The sequence below is a fragment of the Paenibacillus herberti genome (assembly GCF_002233675.1).
Classification (GTDB): domain Bacteria; phylum Bacillota; class Bacilli; order Paenibacillales; family Paenibacillaceae; genus Paenibacillus_O; species Paenibacillus_O herberti.
In genome coordinates this window covers 379,247-396,596 of record NZ_NMUQ01000003.1, presented here as the reverse complement: position 1 = coordinate 396,596, position 17,350 = coordinate 379,247, and the positions used below count along the sequence as shown (strand labels likewise).

Annotated in this window: 21 protein-coding genes; 1 reads left to right on the top strand and 20 read right to left on the bottom strand. The window is 46.7% G+C overall.

Annotated elements, in window-relative coordinates:
* Positions 1-2: 2 nt before the first annotated feature.
* From CGZ75_RS21285 to CGZ75_RS21275, 3 genes are all read right to left on the bottom strand, one after another.
* Complete coding sequence (locus tag CGZ75_RS21285; protein ID WP_089526276.1) at positions 3-239, bottom strand: hypothetical protein; 237 nt, start codon at positions 237-239, stop codon at positions 3-5.
* Between the two features lie 65 nt (positions 240-304).
* A complete protein-coding gene (locus CGZ75_RS21280; RefSeq protein ID WP_089526275.1) occupies positions 305-610 on the bottom strand; it encodes a hypothetical protein in 306 nt (101 codons plus the stop codon).
* 858 nt (positions 611-1,468) lie between these two features.
* Positions 1,469-1,981: a hypothetical protein gene (locus CGZ75_RS21275; protein WP_089526274.1), complete on the bottom strand. Its 513-nt coding sequence runs from the start codon at positions 1,979-1,981 to the stop codon at positions 1,469-1,471.
* Between the two features lie 289 nt (positions 1,982-2,270).
* On the opposite strand from CGZ75_RS21275, the gene CGZ75_RS21270 reads away from it, so the two are divergent.
* Positions 2,271-2,705 (top strand): hypothetical protein, encoded by a 435-nt coding sequence (locus tag CGZ75_RS21270; protein WP_089526273.1) that lies wholly within the window; start codon positions 2,271-2,273, stop codon positions 2,703-2,705.
* Positions 2,706-2,964: 259 nt separating this feature from the next.
* Here the strand turns inward: CGZ75_RS21270 and CGZ75_RS21265 are convergent, their stop codons facing one another.
* From CGZ75_RS21265 to CGZ75_RS21185, 17 genes are all read right to left on the bottom strand, one after another.
* Positions 2,965-3,456, bottom strand: a complete 492-nt coding sequence (locus CGZ75_RS21265) for a hypothetical protein (protein ID WP_089526272.1) — start codon at positions 3,454-3,456, stop codon at positions 2,965-2,967.
* Positions 3,457-3,463: 7 nt separating this feature from the next.
* Positions 3,464-3,952, bottom strand: coding sequence for a hypothetical protein (locus CGZ75_RS21260; RefSeq protein ID WP_089526271.1), 489 nt, complete (start codon positions 3,950-3,952; stop codon positions 3,464-3,466).
* A 559-nt stretch (positions 3,953-4,511) separates the two neighbouring features.
* A complete protein-coding gene (locus CGZ75_RS21255) occupies positions 4,512-5,003 on the bottom strand; it encodes a hypothetical protein (protein WP_141136859.1) in 492 nt (163 codons plus the stop codon).
* A 30-nt stretch (positions 5,004-5,033) separates the two neighbouring features.
* Entirely contained in the window at positions 5,034-5,516 is a 483-nt protein-coding gene (locus CGZ75_RS21250; RefSeq protein ID WP_089526269.1) for a hypothetical protein, read from the bottom strand.
* 109 nt (positions 5,517-5,625) lie between these two features.
* Positions 5,626-6,147 (bottom strand): hypothetical protein, encoded by a 522-nt coding sequence (locus tag CGZ75_RS21245; protein WP_089526268.1) that lies wholly within the window; start codon positions 6,145-6,147, stop codon positions 5,626-5,628.
* A 17-nt stretch (positions 6,148-6,164) separates the two neighbouring features.
* On the bottom strand, positions 6,165-6,623 hold the full coding sequence (locus tag CGZ75_RS21240) for a hypothetical protein (RefSeq protein ID WP_089526267.1): 459 nt from the start codon (positions 6,621-6,623) through the stop codon (positions 6,165-6,167).
* 23 nt (positions 6,624-6,646) lie between these two features.
* Positions 6,647-7,135, bottom strand: coding sequence for a hypothetical protein (locus CGZ75_RS21235; protein ID WP_089526266.1), 489 nt, complete (start codon positions 7,133-7,135; stop codon positions 6,647-6,649).
* Between the two features lie 16 nt (positions 7,136-7,151).
* Positions 7,152-7,661 carry a hypothetical protein gene (locus CGZ75_RS21230; protein WP_089526265.1) on the bottom strand — a complete coding sequence of 170 codons (510 nt, stop codon included), beginning with the start codon at positions 7,659-7,661 and terminating at the stop codon, positions 7,152-7,154.
* 44 nt (positions 7,662-7,705) lie between these two features.
* The gene (locus CGZ75_RS21225) at positions 7,706-8,194 is read right to left on the bottom strand and encodes a hypothetical protein (protein ID WP_089526264.1); all 489 of its coding nucleotides are present in this window, start codon (positions 8,192-8,194) and stop codon (positions 7,706-7,708) included.
* Between the two features lie 212 nt (positions 8,195-8,406).
* The gene (locus CGZ75_RS21220) at positions 8,407-9,396 is read right to left on the bottom strand and encodes a ketoacyl-ACP synthase III (RefSeq protein ID WP_089526263.1); all 990 of its coding nucleotides are present in this window, start codon (positions 9,394-9,396) and stop codon (positions 8,407-8,409) included.
* A gap of 29 nt (positions 9,397-9,425) precedes the next feature.
* The gene (locus CGZ75_RS21215) at positions 9,426-9,767 is read right to left on the bottom strand and encodes a hypothetical protein (protein ID WP_089526262.1); all 342 of its coding nucleotides are present in this window, start codon (positions 9,765-9,767) and stop codon (positions 9,426-9,428) included.
* A 21-nt stretch (positions 9,768-9,788) separates the two neighbouring features.
* Positions 9,789-11,420: a thiamine pyrophosphate-binding protein gene (locus tag CGZ75_RS21210; RefSeq protein ID WP_089526261.1), complete on the bottom strand. Its 1,632-nt coding sequence runs from the start codon at positions 11,418-11,420 to the stop codon at positions 9,789-9,791.
* Between the two features lie 29 nt (positions 11,421-11,449).
* The gene (locus CGZ75_RS21205; protein ID WP_089526260.1) at positions 11,450-11,875 is read right to left on the bottom strand and encodes a GAF domain-containing protein; all 426 of its coding nucleotides are present in this window, start codon (positions 11,873-11,875) and stop codon (positions 11,450-11,452) included.
* 2 nt (positions 11,876-11,877) lie between these two features.
* Positions 11,878-12,939, bottom strand: coding sequence for a methyl-accepting chemotaxis protein (locus tag CGZ75_RS21200; RefSeq protein WP_141136858.1), 1,062 nt, complete (start codon positions 12,937-12,939; stop codon positions 11,878-11,880).
* 974 nt (positions 12,940-13,913) lie between these two features.
* Positions 13,914-14,402 (bottom strand): ribose 5-phosphate isomerase B, encoded by a 489-nt coding sequence (gene rpiB, locus CGZ75_RS21195; protein ID WP_089526258.1) that lies wholly within the window; start codon positions 14,400-14,402, stop codon positions 13,914-13,916.
* A 95-nt stretch (positions 14,403-14,497) separates the two neighbouring features.
* Positions 14,498-15,577: an ADP-ribosylglycohydrolase family protein gene (locus CGZ75_RS21190; protein WP_089526257.1), complete on the bottom strand. Its 1,080-nt coding sequence runs from the start codon at positions 15,575-15,577 to the stop codon at positions 14,498-14,500.
* Complete coding sequence (locus CGZ75_RS21185) at positions 15,577-17,343, bottom strand: glycoside hydrolase family 13 protein (RefSeq protein WP_089526256.1); 1,767 nt, start codon at positions 17,341-17,343, stop codon at positions 15,577-15,579. Before CGZ75_RS21185 ends, CGZ75_RS21190 begins: the two co-directional genes overlap by 1 nt.
* Between the last annotated feature and the right edge of the window lie 7 nt (positions 17,344-17,350).

The window sequence follows — 17,350 nt, the reverse complement described above, 5'->3', positions numbered from 1 at the left end:
TACTATACTATATCGTCTTCCAATTCAAAGTCGTCAATGGGCCATGGCTGAATCGTTTTTATCGCACTGATTGGAATTAGAAGTCTGGTATCATCTTGAGCTTCGGAAGGGACAATAACTATAACATTGTTAAAGCAATAATAATTCACATAACCCCCTGTAACATCTAAGTTATCTAAAAAAGTTATCTTTATTCCTCTATTTAAGTAACCTTTTATGAATATCTCTTGTTTTTCCATGATATATTCTCCAAACCCTTTCTAATTAAATTCCCATCTCCTCTAATTCATATGGTTTATGAAGATTAAATTAGGGAATCGATAAAGTAGCCATATGCATGCCATGATATTCCCCTTTTTACATACATATCTTCAATTTTTTTCAATGGTTCATCAAACCTAGACTTTATATCATTGGAACCAGTTAACCCAACAAAACCATATTCTTTGAAATGCGTCTCAGGGTCATCACAATAAATAGAAACCCATTCCAAAGTCGTTTGCATCATAGTATAAGCGTTCCATTCATGCAATAAGTTAATTCTAAATTCCTCAACTTGTTCAAAACTAAACATATTATTGTTAAACAATGCAGTAAAATTGACCCCCATACTCACAGCTCCTTGTTAAACATGCAGGGTTGAAACTTCTATCGCTTTAAACTCCATCACTCGTCCATACTTGCATCTACATATTGTCGCGGATATAGTCAGGAACATCAAGAATCACAGTATTAGCTTGCTTTAATCCTTTTGCTAATGAAGACGCTCCTGTATTTAAGCGCGGATCGGCGTACTCTATTGGAAAGAACTGGAGCAGCTGTTCATGACTAACGGGGAGCTGGATGAACGGCATCGCTCTGCAGCAGCGGATTGCGGAATCCTAGTTCGCGACCTGCTGCTATATGACAAACCCGGCGCGCTCGCCCGAACAACTCTACAAATTGCCCATATAGTGTTGATATAACACCATTGGAGGGAGATTTGATATGAAGTTAGGCATCATTTTAATTTTATTTATTTTGCTGGTAATTGTGACCAGCCCTATTTGCAACCCTGATTCGCGTAGATCTGAAATTAATAGTTTTGGTATGCTCCTCATCCATTTTATATCGCGAACACGAGCGATTTGTTTTTCACCGCAGAATATATTACGGGCGATGTTTTGCAGCCCATCTCCAGCCGTCTCCCTCCCTCTGGGGTTTCTCGTTTAGAACTTAATGTTACCCGGAATGAAAACTATGGGGATGTTATATATCGGAGCAGATCCAATTATGGAATCCTGATTGCAGAAGTTTCTTTTACTTTATATTACCGGGGTGTTTATGAAAATATTTACAATATTGGGTCTTCGGGCCCGGTTGTAGTAACGAAAACAACTCCAACCGAATTGGTTATAAGCAATAATTAGTTCCCTCAATTAACGCGGTAGACTTCCTAAATACCATTAATGTCTTTCATTATAGACTACTAAAGAGGTTCTAAATATAGATTTGAAAACCTATCCCACTCTCCACCAATAACAATCCTGGTTCTGATCGCAACGGAAGATTGAATATCATGGAAATTCCTGTTACTCATCGTAAAGCTAAACTTACCTTGTGGGTAACCGTTGGACAATATTTCATAACTAGCGAACCCACTTGGCGATGGTCCCGATAATACTAATTCATAATGGTTCTGGTTAAAACGATTATTAGAGACACTGTATGCCACCATTACGGTATAGGGCTCAGAGCTGCCTCTTAAAGTGGGAAGGCCGATATTGCCCGCGATACCTAGAAGTCTAAAAGTGTATTCGGTACGATTATAAATCGTATATCCATCGGTGGCGTTACTTGAAACGAGACCGTTGGCAGCAATGCCCAAGTCTTGTTCAACAGATTGGCTCCTGGAAAAGATGCGAATAGTAAGAACAAGCAGAATAAACAGCACCAGAATAATGCCGGAGTTTGTTCCCTTTAAACCGAAATATTCAGTCATGAATCAGTTATCCTCCTTGTAATTTTCTTTTATCGTTGTACTGCCGGGACAGCAGGCATCGAAGTAGTGTTTGGTGTGACTTATTGATAGTCCTGGTTCTCCCTCCCAGAATATCTTTGGATCTCTTAAAACAGAGTATTCAATATTTCCTCTTGCTGACACCGTCAGACGCCTTAACCAGTACTCTTGTAACAGGTCGCGCCGCACCGTATCTGCGGCTGTCCGGAGCCCGAACTATTCTACAAATTTCTCATATGATATTGATATACCACCATAGGAGAGGTTTGATATGAAGTTAGGAATCGTCTTAGTTTTATTTATTCTGCTAGTAATTGTTGCCAGTGTTTTTTGCGGCCACGATTCTCGTTGCTCTGGCAGCTCTGAAAATAGTAGTTTTGTTTTGGTGGACCCCCCTGAAATTTTTTCTATTGTGAACGCAACCAATTTGGCTTTTACTGCAGAATTTTTTTCCGGCAATGTCTTGCCGCCCTACTCCAGCCGTCTCCCTGCCTATGGAGTTGCTCAATTACAGCTTAGATCCTCGCCAGGATCCTCTGGGGATGTTGTATATCGGAGCAGATCCATTTATGGAGTCCTCGTTGCAGAAGTTTCTTTTACTCTATATACCACTGAGTTTTTTGGTAAAGGAGAAATTAGAAATATTAGGGCCTCGGGTCCGGTTGTAGTAACGAAAATTACTGCAAACGAATTGTCTATCAGCTAAAAGTTCCCTCAATGATGAATCGCCCCTTGGAATATATAGTGGAGAGCCCGCTAGGCAAACCGATCCTATTCTAAGGGGTGTATTTGTTGTTGAATTATCCCGGAACACCAGCAAAGCCCTTTCTACTTCCTATTGAGAAGTGAAAGGGCTGAGAAGTTTGTTTTTTTTATACGGAACACCGTTAATCTCAAATCCCCCCTTGAAGAAAGCCGATATGTAATACTCCCCCAGTTATGGGAAAGGTGTTAATAGAGCTCATTTATAGTTCTATATATAAACTTTGACCACCGACAATCCTAGTTCTGATCGCAACGGAAGATTGAATATCATGAAAATTCCTGTCACTCATCGTAAAGCTAAACTTCCCTTGTGGGTAACCGTTGGACAATATTTCATAACTAGCGAACCCTCTTGGAGATGGTCCCGTTAATACTAATTCATAATGGTTCTGGTTAAAACGATTATTAGAGACACTGTATGCCACCATTACGGTGTAGGGCTCAGAGCTGCCTCTTAAAGTGGGAAGGCCGATATTGCCCGCAATACCTAGAAGTCTAAAGGTGTATTCGGTACGATTATAAATCGTATATCCATCGGTGGCGTTACTTGAAACGAGACCGTTGGCGGCAATGCCCAAGTCTTGTTCAGCAGATTGGCTCCTGGTAAAGATGCGGGTAGTAAGAACAAGCAGAATAAACAGCACCAGAATAATGCCGGAGTTTGTTCCCTTCAAACCGAAAGATTCAGTCATGGATTAGTTATCCTCCTTGCAAAAATGGGACGGTTATGGTCGCAGTTGTCTCATTAATATTAGCCCTGAAACCTACGGCGCCTTCCGAGAAGATAGCGCTTATGCTCGTTCTCGATACAGAATCTACTCTCATCGTGATGGCGACTTGAGCAGCATCGATTCCGGTTATGCGATCTACAATAGCGTAGATGGCGTTAGCAACGTTAGTCCCACCTGTGTTTCTTACTTGGAAGCTAAAATTACGAAATGGCGTTATGGTGTGAGAACCCGGTACGGGAGATTCGAAATCACCGTAAAGAAAGATTGATCTCAGATTGTAATAGCCAAGAGCATTGGACACATAAAAGCTCTTTGATGCAAGGATAGATAAGCCATTTTCACAATTATCCGGCCGAGCCGCCGCAGGAGGGATAAAGCGGATTGCCAGAATCAATAAAATAAACAAGACAAGAATGCCACCCACACTTTGGCCATTAATACCACTACTAATATTCATGTTAAAATCCTCCGTAGTCCTGGAATTATATTAATTCACGACAAGCAGCAGATATTCGATTTGAAACCGGATGATCCATCTATAAGTGGATTTTCTCCTTTTCTACTATAGAAGCAGAATAGATTTACGGCACAACTCCCTCTTTTCTATATTAGGAGGCTCCTAAAAACAGAGTATTCAATATCTACTCTTGTTGACACCGTCAGACGCCTTAACTAGTAGACTCTTCGCTAGAACAAACCACCAACGATATTGGCAATTGCTGAATTGCATGAGCTCCTGCTCCGGTTAGTATTTCTGATGATAGGCCGCGTGCGTCGATCCGGCACTATACAACACCTCGAAGTTTTGGCTTTGATTAGGAGGGATTGGGACTTTTTCGGGGCCGGGCGACTCGAAGTCTCCATAGAGATCCAAAGGAAGAAGGGTGAGATCTCCCGTTAAATTATAGACGGTCAAAATAAATAAAACGACTATAAGACCCGTGTTTGATTCTTTTTTTGCTGCCGCAAATCATTGCATGTCGGCTGCTCTCATTCATTGCACAGCCTCCTTAAACTTAGTTTCGAATATATACGCTCGTCGAGTAATTGTCCTGCCTATAAAAATTAATCGGCCCTGTTGCATAAAACCTCATGTATGCCGTTGCCCCGGGTAATGCGGCCGTATTAGCAATCATATCCAAGATAAAAACTCCCGTTCTCGTCTGTCCGGCTTCCCGATACTCGTAACTGTAATAAACAGATGCTATAGAGTTTTTATATAAACTTGTAGAAACCTGATAACCATAACTGCTGCCCGGTAAGATTATATGCGGATCAGGCTTTCTTTCAAAATCCCCGTATAAACTGGTTGTCGTTAATGTAAAGACAGATTCATTGTAAACGTTGAAGCCTTGGGAAGATGCGATGCCAATAAAATCACTTTGCCTAGGGAGCTTCGCCCGAGCTGTTTTATCAAAGACTTGATTGACAATGACTGCTAAAATGAACAAGACCAAAATAACGCCGAGCGAACTTTTATTTCCGTTTAATTGAGATTTTTCCTTCATCTCCATTAATGCCTCCCTCATGCAGCCTAATTAAGGCGTATATCTAGTTTTTATATACAAAGACTCAACATTTAAAGAATAAGAAAACCCCTCGATTTCTGTAACTATTATCGTTATATGGTTTGGAGTCCCTGAAGTTCGTAACGCCATATCAATATACCGACTATTATCATTGTTAGCCGTATAGCGGACATAAGCGTTTCTGTCACGATTAGCTTCAACTACTACCTGATAGTTGTAGCTCTGTCCCGGATAAAGAACATTGTTATTGGGCGGCGAGACGAAAGATCCAGAAAGTCGAGTCGTATCCACGCGTACATCCGATTGATTATAAATATAGAAGTCTCCCACTGCGGCAATTGCGATTGGCGATGAATCCCCACCATCCGTTGAATTAATTCGTCGCGCAGACTCACTGAAAACATGGGCTACAATCGTGACTAAAATAAATAAAACTAATATAACGCCTATCGTCTTTCCGCTCATCAAAGCGTTTTTTGGTGTTTCCTTCATGCCACTACCTCCTGATGATCTATTGCTGCTGGCAAAGACCCAGCTCTGCTTAACAGGGCTGGGTCTTTGTAATCTATGCCAGCGTATAGATTCCAATTTAACCTGATCATCATCGCCTTAACGTCACCCGGCACAATTCTTTGCTCTCTACCTCAACCGCGACATGCTGGCTGGACAACTGCGCATCCGACCAACCGGCTACGCCTAGGCCACAGTTATCATACCTGAGTCTAACCTGAAAGGTGCCATAGCTTATTCCTGTCCCGTCACCAGTTGGATATATGACTTCATAGTTCAGACGCGCATACCTCGGAAGCGAGGTCTGGCACTCATACGTTACTCTTTGCGGCACAAATGCATCGTAAAAGGGCATGTAAATCGTACTAACAGCTATGCTAGTAGAAGTATCGCTGGTATAACCAAGATATTTTAAATCTAGTATATTCGTACTATTATAAAGCCGAACGTACCGCTCGTTGCTCGCTGAAGCAATATCGGAGCCGCCGGGTGACGGCGAGCTGGAGAATATACTCGTCACCAGAACGAGTAAAATAAATAATATCAGCACAACAGCCCAACGGTTACCGCTAGCTTCAGAAATAAAAGCCAGACGATCTGCATCTTTCAACATAATCACCTCTTTCCAAATCAACTCGGTCTGGTCACAAACAAAACCAATGCTGCATCCGACGACCGTCTCCCCATCTCAGCTCCAAGCGGAATTGTGTTCACTGTAGGCACATAGTAGCTAAGATCGCGGCCGCCTGTCACGTTGCAGACGATTTGAATCGCAAGATCCCCTACTTTAGCTCCTGCTGCATTGTTAACATCATAACGAGCCGTGGCCGTCGTTCCGTTAGGTACCCGAATATAACTGCTTTCTCCGGGGCCCTGGCGAGCTGGTGAAAGCAAAGTTCCGCCAGCAAGAGAAACAAGATTAAGAACGTACACGTACGTGTCGTTAAAAACAAGGAAAACTCTTTCATCCGGAGCGACAGCGGAGCCGAAATCCCCATCGCCACCGATAGCGCTATTCGCGGTTCGGTCTTTACTGAATACGCCGACCGTAATGAACAATAAAATAAACAAAACTAACACTTTGCCCATCGTTAAGCCTCCAATCACATCTTTTAGTATTTCCTATAGATGTACGCGATTCGATTCCCCGTATCTGTGAACGAGGTTAGTCCTGAAGTTATAAAAGAAACCGTTATTTCTGCGGTTCCGGTTTTTGTGCGCATCGTTACCGTAACTATATTCCCGTTAGTTGTAGCGTATCGGGCATAAGCGGCATATGTCGTGCCTGCTAGATACAACACCTCAAAGTTCGCCTCTTGTCCTGGAAGAATAGAATTAAGTGGAGGGAGCGGCCTCTCAAAATCTCCATATATATCTAGAGCATTCAATGTGAGATCGTTAGTTAAGTTAACAATCGTAAATCTTCTGGATTGAGCGATTGAGAATGACCCGTCGTCATTTTGATTTTTTTCCGCTCCAGCTGGAACACAGAAAACGCTGTTTACAATAACGACCAGAATAAACAAGACCAAAACAAAGCCAAGGGTCCATCCCGTCTTGCTGCTGCTTTCCGTTGCGCGTTGATTATTACTCGGTTTCATTTCATAGCCTCCCTGATCAGTTTCTAATCCGTACATCCGTGGAGTATTCGTCTTTCCTGTAATAGTTGATCGGTCCTGTAGTGAATAATCTCATGTATGCAACACCGCCGGCATGGTGGTATCCCGTATCCACAACCAAATCCACGATAAGATTTCCGGTTCTCGTTTGTCCGCCATCCCGATACTCATAGCTGTAATAAATATTTGCTATAGATGTTTTATACAAATTTGTTGAAACCTGGTAATTATAACTTCCACCTGGAGGAATTGTATGAGCAGGCGGTTTACGTTCAAAATCTCCAAACAGGCCGTTAGCCGGAACGGTTAACGTGAAGATGGATTCGTTATAAACGTTAAAACCTCTTGAATCAGCGATGCCAATTGAATTATCCTCTTGCGGACTTTCCGCTTGAGCGGTTCTATTAAAGATAGAGCTAACTATAACTACTAAAATAAACAAGACTAAAACAATGCCAACTGATGTCTTGTTCCTGCCGTTACGATCATCTCGGGGTGTTACGGTCATTTTCGTTCATACCTCCTAAGGTTCAGTAAACAACGATGGTCTAGTCAAGGTGTATATCTATTTTTGATATACAAGTTTTGGACGTTTTGAGAGTAAGACATCCCCTCAATTGCCGTAATTATTATAGTTCTATCAGTAGCTCTTCCGCTTGTTCTCAGTGTTATGTCAACATAAACGTTATTGCTGCTAGATGCCGTATAACGAACATAAGCGTTCCTGTACTCATTATTTTTGTATACAACCTGATAGCTATCCCTTTGTCCCGGATTAAGAACGTGGACACGGGGACCCGGCGGTTCAAAGTCTCCGAGCAGCAGCGTCGTTTCCAATGTATAATCCGACTGATTATAAATATAAAAATCTGTAAATACTGCTATATTGATCGGAGACGAGTTCCCGTTCTGTGAGTTTTCCAGTTGGGAAGAATCATTAAAAATGCTTGTTACGATAACGACTAAGATAAATAAGACTAACAGGACGCCTATTGACCAGCCTCTTCCGCTAACTGATGCGTTTTCAGGTAATTTATTCATGTAAAAACCTCCTTAATGTTCATCTATTGTTGACTTTTGCGAAGCGCGCCCTATACTTCCACTATCTACCAGCTGTATACTATAAGAGATGCTCATTGAATCAAGAATGACCGATACAATAGCCCTATTAGCCAAAATAAGCTAAGCTGCTAGTTTTTCAATGCAAAAAACCCTGCTTCGGTTAACCGAAGCAGGGTTTTTAACAATGACTATTAATATTTCATAAGTAAAGCGATATTCTGCCAGCCAGCGCCGACCGTCCAGAACACCAGGTACTCACCGCGCTCAACTTTGCCGGCTTTCAAGGCGTCATGCAGCGCCAGAATCGGGCTGTTGCTTGCCGTGTAACCGTATTTGTCGCCGACATAGTGGATTTTGCTCTCATCCAGGCCAAGCCGGTCAACAACGAGTTTGTTGTTGCCCACGGAGAATTGCGAGAACAGGAAGTGACCGACTTCATCCGCCTTCACTCCGTTACGCTCCATTACTTCCCGCACGCAATCAACGGCGGAATCAACACATACCGAATCGTCGAACGGCGTGAACTGGACGTGGACATCCGTCGGCGCCACTCCGTCGCGGTACATGTTGGACAAGCCCGTTCCCGGGAACAGGGAGTTGTCGATAACCATGGAGTTCGTTTGGGATACGGAATCGATGAAGCCGCCTTCGCCTTCTTCAGCCTGCAGCAGTACAGCTGCCGCGGAGTCAGCGAAGTTGGAATGATACACCGGATTGTCCGTGCTGTGTACGGAGAGATGCTCCGCTCCGACGACAAGCACTTTGCGGACACGAGGGTTCGCCATCATCGTACGACTTGCCTGCTCCATGGCGACGAGAATTCCTGCGCAGTTGGCGTTGATATCGTAACACATCGTCCCTTTACCAGCTCCAAGTGCGGCATGAAGCTTCATGGACACGCTAGGAATTAAATATTCCGGCGTCTGCGACGTGAAGATGATCAGGTCAAGCTCCTCGGCGGATACGCCTGCGGACTGGAGCAGTTTACGAGACGCCGCTACGGACATCGTGAACGTGTTTTCATCCTTGTTGTCGATGATGAAACGCTTTTCGCGTCCCAGCGCCTTAAGCAGACCCGACACTGGAATTCCCGCCTCGGCAAAACGATTGATATAATACTCATTGTCCACCTCATTGGATGGATGGTACATCTCAATACCGCGAATACGCACTGCTGTCATGATAGCGAATCTCCTCTCTCAATCGGTTTTTAAACCTCGTTAATTTCGCAGTTTTCCAGACCAACGGTGCGCGCAACGCGTCCAAGCTGCATTTTAAGAATCGGGTTTTTGGCGAGCGTCAGCACGACCTTATTGAATCCATCTTGCTTGTACATCTGGAAGCAGGCTTCGAGAATCGGCAGTGTGGAAGGAGAGGATACGTTCAGCTCCGTGCAATCAATGTGAATCTCATACTCCGAAACCGTAATTTCCGCTATTTTTGCCTGATAGGCCTTTACTGATTCCATGCCGTCCTCCGGCGAAAATGTTCCTTCTACCTTTGCATGAAAAACCTTGCCTGTACGATCGATATTGATATTAAAAGAACCCATTATAATCCTCCTCGGTTATGGTTATTGACTGATAAGCGCCTTCAGCCGATCCAGAATCGGCGCTGGCTCGCTGCCGTCCGTTACGACCTCAATTACGCATGGACCATCGAGATTACAGGTGAAGTCCTGAATTCGGAACAGCTCGTCCATATTCTCAATCGTCATCGAGCGCACACCAGCGGCTTCCATCATCGCCGCAATCGAAATCCGCTCCTGCTTGTAGTCAGGCAGCGTACGCTTGAACAGGAATTGCTGGCCCCGCTCCACATAAGAGAGCATGGCATTGTTAATGATGATGTAGATAACAGGAAGGCGGTACTCTTTGGCCGTCAAAATATCCATGCCGTTCATGAAAAAGCAGCCGTCTCCCGCCAGCACAGCGATCGGTTTGCCCGGCTCCGCAATAGCTAAACCCGCGGCTCCTGCAATCGCAGAGCCCATGGCTCCGTAATCGAGATTAATCTCGAAATCTCCTTCATCTGGAACGGACAGGTATTTGAGCGCAAAGTTCGTGAACTCACCAATATCGCAGGCATAACGTGTTTCTACCGGCAAAACATGGCTAAGTCCCTCAAGGAATAGTCGCAGCGACAATCCCGTATGATTCCGCTCGTAAGCGTCATTGACGGGCCGCTCAACCTGCTGAGGCATTCTCTCCGGACCACAGTTATCTAGCAAATAGGGCAGCGCGTACCGCAAATCTCCGCATACAGGAGCATCCGTTTGAAACACTTTGCCAATCTCGGATGGATCCAGATCGATATGAATGACTGACCGTCCCTTAACGAGCACTTCATTGAAGTTGCATGTCGACGCTTCTCCAAGACTTGTCCCAAGTACGAGCAGACATTCCGGTTCGCTGCCGTTTACATAACGGGATGCCGCATCCGTGCTGGCAAAGCCATAGTTGCCCAGGTTAAGAGGGTAATCGATGGAGATAACACCTTTGCCAGCCGGCGTTGTGATGACCGGCCATCCGAGCCGGGAGCTCAGTTCCTCAATGAGTGGCCCAAAGCCACGTCCTCCGCGGCCAACCATGATCAAGCCTTTACCAGCGTTACGGATAAGAGCCGCTGCCCGCTCAAGCGCTTCCGGCTGGGGTTCAGCAGCAATTGAGGGATCTAACGCTGGCGGCGTCGGCAGCTCAAGTTGCGGCAAAATCGCACGCTGGATATCAATGGGAATGGACAGATAGACTGGACCGCATGGCGGCGTCAGCGCTGCACGCACTGCGCGGTCAAGCTCAGGCAGTACATCCTCCTCGCGGAGTACGGTGGCGCTGTACTTCGTCACGACTTTGACCATCTGTTCGCCATCCAGCTCTTGAATAGCTCCTTTGCCCATCTGCCAGCGGTTGATCGCACCAGCGATGACAAGCATCGGCGCCTTGGCACGCTTGGCGTCGGCAATGCCGTTCATCATATTGCTGACACCGACAGCTCCAGCTCCCGCGCACACGGATAGCTTACCAGTCGTACTGGAATACCTGGCCGCCATGTAGGCGGAGCCAGCCTCATTTTTCGTAATGACCGGTTTAATGCCAACATCGATCATCGAATCGTAGATTGGACTTATAATTCCAGCGGGGATTCCAAAAAGATGTTCAACGCCTTGCGCTTTCAAATAACGAAGAATGGCCTCTGCTACTATCATATCCCCCACCCCTTCTCGTTCTTCTCTCTCTAAAGCAATGCCGCCAAACGTTCTCCCTCAGCTGCCTGTCCCGGTGTGAAAGCAAACCTGCTGCCGATGGATGCTGCTATGAGCAAACCTTCTACTTCCTCTCCACGGATGACCGGAACAATCATGAGGCTATCGATGCCGAAGAAAAAGAACTCCTCATGTGATCTAGGATCAGTGGCGACGTCATCAATGATGACCGTCTTACGCTCCTTCAATATGGACGTAAGAAGCGGATCTTCGCTGATATAAACGGGTTTCTCTCCATGAACCTGCTTCCAGCGCTCGATGCCAAGCTGATCGGTCTCCGTTTTCAGAACCGGATTAAGCTTGCCGTTTGCAATTCGATGGCAGGCAATATCCTTTACTCCAGTAAAATTAGCTAATTGTGCCAGAATCTCATCTACATGCTGCATTTCCGTGTTCATTCTTATCCCCTATCCGCTGTTGATGCTGGCCCCGACTCCTGCTTCAGCTTGAGAGCTTGCTCCTTAAGCATGCGCGCAAGCTGAAGTGTCTGCTGAAGGGACTGGAGCTGCTCCTCTATGCATAAAGCAATCTCCTTGGAGCTAGCCATCGACAGCTCCGTATTATCTGTCGTTTCGCGGACCGAGACAAGAATTTCCTCTGTTCCAGCATTCACCTGCTGAGTTACGCTGGAGATTTCCTGGACCTTTTCCGACACTTTTCCGGTTAAATCTACAATCTGGTGAAACGACTGTCCAGCCGCGTTAACATGCTGTACACCGTTTTCCAACTCTTCGTTGAATCGTTTCATACCCTCGACCGACTTTAAGGAATTGCTTCGTATATCCGCCGCCGTCTTGCCGATGCTGCGGGCTGAGACAGCGGACTGCTCGGCAAGCTTGCGAATCTCATCCGCTACGACAGAGAAACCTCGGCCGTATTCCCCTGCGTGAGCTGCCTCAATGGCTGCATTGAGGGACAATAAGTTAATCTGGCTGGAAATTTCACCTACGACCAGTGCAATTCCCTCAATTTCCTCATTGAGCCGATTCATCGTACTCATCGCATCTGCCTGCGATAGCGCATGCTCCGCGACACGATTCATCTGCCCGACCGCCGTCTCGATTGTGCTAAGGCCGCTGACAGCTTTGTCCGCTACATCGGCTGTCTCTTGAGAGAGCGCGATGGAAAACTCTGCAATATGACCCATGCCTAGAGAAACCTCCTCCAGCATCGTCATATTCGCCTTCGCACTCGAAGCAATCGCTTCGCTCCCATTAGAAACCTGCTGGATAGCCAAGCCGATCCCTTCCGCCAAGTCATTGGTGAATTCCGTTTCCTTCACCAGCTTCGAGGAAGACTCAGCCATCTGCGACGATAGTACAAAAGCCTCTTTAAGCCTTAACTGCTCCGCTGATTCCCCAGCAGCCTTGCTCTCGGTCTCGATGGAAGTCGTTTCGACTGCAGGTTGATTCTTCTTTCGCAGCCCGCCAATCATCTCAGACCATTTTGACTTTGTGTTCAAGCTTTTCTCCTCCACAAATGGCACTGTGTTGTTCAAGCTGTGTTGTTCAAGCTGTGTTCTTTCTAGAAGCCGAGCTCTTCACTAGTAACCTCATCCCTCCTCGCTTTCGAAAAGCCGTAGTTCGAATTATATCGGCTCAACTGGCTGCAAACTTCATTAAAATGGGATAAAATTGCACTTAAATTTACAAACTTCGACATTAAAAAACCTTGTTTCTGTGAGCCAGAAACAAGGTTTTTTATGGAAGCGGTTTCGTCAGGCTTTTACCCAAAAGCGAGTTGCCAAGCTGTAAATGATGCCCGTAATAATAAGTCCTGTAACTAACCCCATCCAGAAATCACTGAGCGGCTCGGCAAATTGATTAATGAGCAGGCTGACAATTAGTAACAGGAGTGTGGCAATTGGAACGAATTATTTCATACTGAGATCTTCCCTATTCTGCGCAATAGTTCTGAATAACTCTAAACTATTCGAATATGGGCCTAATTATATCTAGAAATTTCTAGGGATACATTAATTTTCTACTATTCTTTGGGGCTATATAAATTGCAGCTTAGAGATTTAACAGCCAAACTCGCTCCGCGAACCAATCCTTCTTCCGATCGCTCTTGTAGTCCGATTCCTTGATTTCTATCCCTTATAAGGGGGGGAATCCGCCTACAAATGCGAACGCGTTGCTTCTCCTACTAGAATAGATGGCCTTATCGGCCTCATTCTCGTAGTTCCATCGCATATGGAGCCGTCCCATGAATGAGGACGGCGATGCCATATTGCTTGTCCAGAAGGACTGGTTCTCTCCGCTTCCTCGTCTGTTTCTCTTCTAGCACAACTTATATAGAAAGGATCTCCGTTGGTCTATGGCATACAGAGCCGTCCATAAATGAATGAGAACGGCGATGCCGTATTTCTTGTACAGAAGGACCGACTCGCTACACTGCCTTACTAGCTTCCTATTCAGCTAGTCTCTCAACCTATTAAGACTTCTTCAAGCCATCCTCAGAAGCCAGCCATTCCATCGCCGCGGTGCGCTCCAGGGCGTGGAGCTTTTCCACCCGCCTGCGAAAATGCGGTTCGGTACTGAACTCCGCACCGAGAAAAGCGGTCACATACGCGGCAGCAAGCGTAGGTCCAACGATCTGTGCGCCAATGCACAGAACATTGACATCATCATGCTCCACGCATTGTACTGCGCTGTAGCTATCATGACCTACAGCTGACCGAATGCCTGGGATCTTATTGGCGGCAATGGCTGCACCAACTCCTGTGCCGCATACCATAATGCCCCGAAAAGCCCGCCCCTCCCGCACGGCATCACATACAAGTCTCGCCACATCTGGAAAATCCACCGGCTCAGGCGTATAACTCCCGAAGTCCGTGATCTCGATGCCCCCTGCTGTCATCGCCTCTACGATATGGGCCTTTAGCGGATAACCGGCATGGTCGCTTCCGATTGCTACGATCATTTAAGCCACCTCCTTAACTGTTTTTACCCAGAATGATTGCTTTTCTCCGCGCTGCCCCGTTTATATTAGTAAAGCTGCTTCTTCCGCTTCCCCGTTCATTTGATTAAGGAAGCTACTTCCTCCGCATGCGCCAGCGCTTTGGAACGCTCGTTCAGCACTCCCTCATAAATGACCTGCGACATCTCGCTGAGCGAGCGGCGCGAAACTGTATAAGGATTCGTCGTCATGGCATCATCCACCGTCTCGATCCACTCTTTGCGAAGCGTTGATGCGCCGCGCAAGGCTCCCCCCAGTCCGGAAGCAACAGCGGCCAGGCAATCCGTATCGCGGCCGAAATTTACTGCACCGATAACGAGCTGCTCAGGATCACCTTTGGCAACATAGAACAGACATAACGCTTTGGTAATAATTTCATTGCCCATACTGAAGCAATAAGGCGTGCCGACCCCGTTATAATGCTCATAGAACCAAGGCAGCAGCTCTTCGATGCTCGACTTGTTTTTGGAAGCTTCAAGCGCTCTTTCCAGCTCATCGCGAACCGGCTGGGAAACATAGCGCATCGCCGCATCCACCACTGAATCAATCGTAGCTGTTGGGCGCATCGCCTCGGCAATGCCAGCCGAAGTAACCGTTGACCAATCCAATCCATAAGCATGAAGCGGCTGGTACAACCGGCCAACATCCCAAGTATCGAGATACGCCTGATACGGATTACATGCGTTGATTAGGCCAATCGGATGGCATGATCTTGCGAAAGACACGATTCCCATATAATCGGAATAATTGCCGACATAACCCGCTGGAAGGCCTGAAGCAGCCAGCTTATATAAAATTTCATCACAAGGCTCCATCTGCACGTTGAAGTTATCCGGATTAATGTCCCGCAGCCATACCTGCTTCAAATCCTCTGCCGTAATTCTTCCATTTTTGTCATGGATCGCAGATACCATAAGGCGCTGGCGTTCAATGCCGTCCTCCGTCGTGCCCGGCTTGCGTTGATAGGCCTTGTAATGGCAGTAACCTTCAAGTTTATCCAACACCCCGTACTTCTCCTTGATGCGGTCGGGGTCCCAGGTTTCTACCATTGCTCCCATAGAGGAGCCAATATTGGAAGCGGCAATGGAGCCGAAAATTTTGTCATACAGCTGCGTGTCCTTCATTTCTACCGTTGTCATTATTGATTCCCTCCACTTGTCTTTGTATAAAATAGGGTGAATCCAAACGCATCCAGCTTCACTTCAAGACCGCCGTCGCCGCTCTGCACCGTCTCGCCGGTGGCGATATTAACGAAGCTTAGCCCTTCGGGCGCTTCTACGCGGATTACCGCTTCTCCGGGAGCATTATGGAAAAAGGCCCAAACCGCCTCTCCCGGCAATTCCCGGGCGAATCCGTATACTGCCAGCGCATCGTCGGCAAACAGCTTGCGATACTCCCCTTCCACCAAAGGAGCATATTCTCGTCTCCATCTCGTGCAGCTCCGATATAGCTCCAGCATTTCACGATTTTGCCGTTCCGGCTCCCACACCATGCAATGCCGCGCTTGAACAAAGTCACCTCCCTTCATGGCCACCTCATCCCCGTAATAAATCATTGGAATACCGGGATAGGCGAACATAAAAGCAGTAGCCAGCTTGACCCGCTGAGCCGAATCATCGCATAGATCGAGAATTCGCGGGACGTCATGACTGCCGATTAAATTGAACATAACGAGATTCGTTTGGGCCCGATAGCGAATTCGAGCAGAGAACAGCTTTTCGTCAAACTGACTGACGCCGATTTTCCCATAGGCAAAAAAGTCCAGCACGGCGGAGCGAAACCTATAATTCGTAATGGAATCGAATTGATCGCCTTGCAGCCAAGTGGTTCCGTCTAGCCAGACTTCGCCGAGGATGAACGCCTCGGAATTAATGCCGCGCACAACTTGGCGGAACTCCCGCCAAAAAGCGTGATCGATCTCATTGGCGACATCAAGCCGCCAGCCGTCAATGCCTTTGCGTGTCCAATAGGCCGCGACGCTCAGCAAGTACCGCCGAACATCCGGATGCTCATGACGCAGCTTGGGCATACGGGCGGTAAAGGAGAATGTGTCGTAGCTCTGTTTGGGCTCCTCCATTTCGAGCGGCCACTCTCGGATGTAGAACCAGTCGTAATAAGCGGAGCGGGGGCCATGTTCAATCACGCTGCGGAACGGCTCGAACAGCAGTCCGGCGTGGTTGAACACAGCGTCCAGAACGACGCGGATTCCCCGCTCGTGGCAAGCGCCAAGCAGCCGATCAAACGCTGGATTGCCGCCGAATTGCGGATCGATCTGATAATAATCAGCCGTATCATATTTAAAAGTCGACGGCGCCAGGAAAATCGGGTTCAAATAAAGAGCATTGATGCCGAGTTCCGTTAAATAATCCAGCTTTTCTATAATGCCGTCCAAATCTCCGCCGAAAAATGTCGTCATCGTGGGCGCCTCTCCCCATGGCAGAACGCCGGGCGGATCATTCTCTTTGTCGCCGTTAAAGAAGCGGTCTACGCCGATCTGATAGAATATCGCCTCCTGAAACCATTCCGGGTGGCGGATGACATCCGCCTCTGCGATATAGGGGAATTCAAACCAGCTCATCTCCGGTCTGACATCGGTCAGACCTTCCTCGCTGAACCAATTGTCATCCGATCCATCGAACAGTTGGAACAGATACTTGGGGCGCCTCGATTCAATCGTCAGGTCTGCGAACCAATAATCAAAAAGCTTATCGTTGCCTGCCAGGCGCAAATCGTACGAAACGGTAGGAGGCATAAACCGCTCATGCGCGTAACGGTCTGTCAGCAATATTTTCCCGCTTTTTAATTCGGTACGGCGGACTCGGATGGTGACTCGGATCGTTGTTGAATCAAGAGCATAACAATATTCATCCTTGGGTACATGGTAGATCGCTTCTTGCGTCAACATTTCGATT

Bases quoted from the DNA above. Each gene is read 5' to 3' on its own strand.
- CGZ75_RS21220 (WP_089526263.1), bottom strand. From the start codon at position 9,396: ATGACAGCAGTGCGTATTCGCGGTATTGAGATGTACCATCCATCCAAT.
- CGZ75_RS21210 (WP_089526261.1), bottom strand. From the start codon at position 11,420: ATGATAGTAGCAGAGGCCATTCTTCGTTATTTGAAAGCGCAAGGCGTT.
- CGZ75_RS21225 (WP_089526264.1), bottom strand. From the start codon at position 8,194: ATGAATAAATTACCTGAAAACGCATCAGTTAGCGGAAGAGGCTGGTCA.
- CGZ75_RS21285 (WP_089526276.1), bottom strand. From the start codon at position 239: ATGGAAAAACAAGAGATATTCATAAAAGGTTACTTAAATAGAGGAATA.
- CGZ75_RS21275 (WP_089526274.1), bottom strand. From the start codon at position 1,981: ATGACTGAATATTTCGGTTTAAAGGGAACAAACTCCGGCATTATTCTG.
- CGZ75_RS21260 (WP_089526271.1), bottom strand. From the start codon at position 3,952: ATGAATATTAGTAGTGGTATTAATGGCCAAAGTGTGGGTGGCATTCTT.
- CGZ75_RS21235 (WP_089526266.1), bottom strand. From the start codon at position 7,135: ATGAAACCGAGTAATAATCAACGCGCAACGGAAAGCAGCAGCAAGACG.
- CGZ75_RS21250 (WP_089526269.1), bottom strand. From the start codon at position 5,516: ATGAAGGAAACACCAAAAAACGCTTTGATGAGCGGAAAGACGATAGGC.
- CGZ75_RS21240 (WP_089526267.1), bottom strand. From the start codon at position 6,623: ATGGGCAAAGTGTTAGTTTTGTTTATTTTATTGTTCATTACGGTCGGC.
- CGZ75_RS21205 (WP_089526260.1), bottom strand. From the start codon at position 11,875: ATGAACACGGAAATGCAGCATGTAGATGAGATTCTGGCACAATTAGCT.
- CGZ75_RS21265 (WP_089526272.1), bottom strand. From the start codon at position 3,456: ATGACTGAATCTTTCGGTTTGAAGGGAACAAACTCCGGCATTATTCTG.
- CGZ75_RS21255 (WP_141136859.1), bottom strand. From the start codon at position 5,003: ATGAAGGAAAAATCTCAATTAAACGGAAATAAAAGTTCGCTCGGCGTT.
- CGZ75_RS21215 (WP_089526262.1), bottom strand. From the start codon at position 9,767: ATGGGTTCTTTTAATATCAATATCGATCGTACAGGCAAGGTTTTTCAT.
- CGZ75_RS21280 (WP_089526275.1), bottom strand. From the start codon at position 610: ATGGGGGTCAATTTTACTGCATTGTTTAACAATAATATGTTTAGTTTT.
- rpiB (WP_089526258.1), bottom strand. From the start codon at position 14,402: ATGATCGTAGCAATCGGAAGCGACCATGCCGGTTATCCGCTAAAGGCC.
- CGZ75_RS21190 (WP_089526257.1), bottom strand. From the start codon at position 15,577: ATGACAACGGTAGAAATGAAGGACACGCAGCTGTATGACAAAATTTTC.
- CGZ75_RS21270 (WP_089526273.1), top strand. From the start codon at position 2,271: ATGAAGTTAGGAATCGTCTTAGTTTTATTTATTCTGCTAGTAATTGTT.
- CGZ75_RS21230 (WP_089526265.1), bottom strand. From the start codon at position 7,661: ATGACCGTAACACCCCGAGATGATCGTAACGGCAGGAACAAGACATCA.
- CGZ75_RS21245 (WP_089526268.1), bottom strand. From the start codon at position 6,147: ATGTTGAAAGATGCAGATCGTCTGGCTTTTATTTCTGAAGCTAGCGGT.
- CGZ75_RS21185 (WP_089526256.1), bottom strand. From the start codon at position 17,343: ATGTTGACGCAAGAAGCGATCTACCATGTACCCAAGGATGAATATTGT.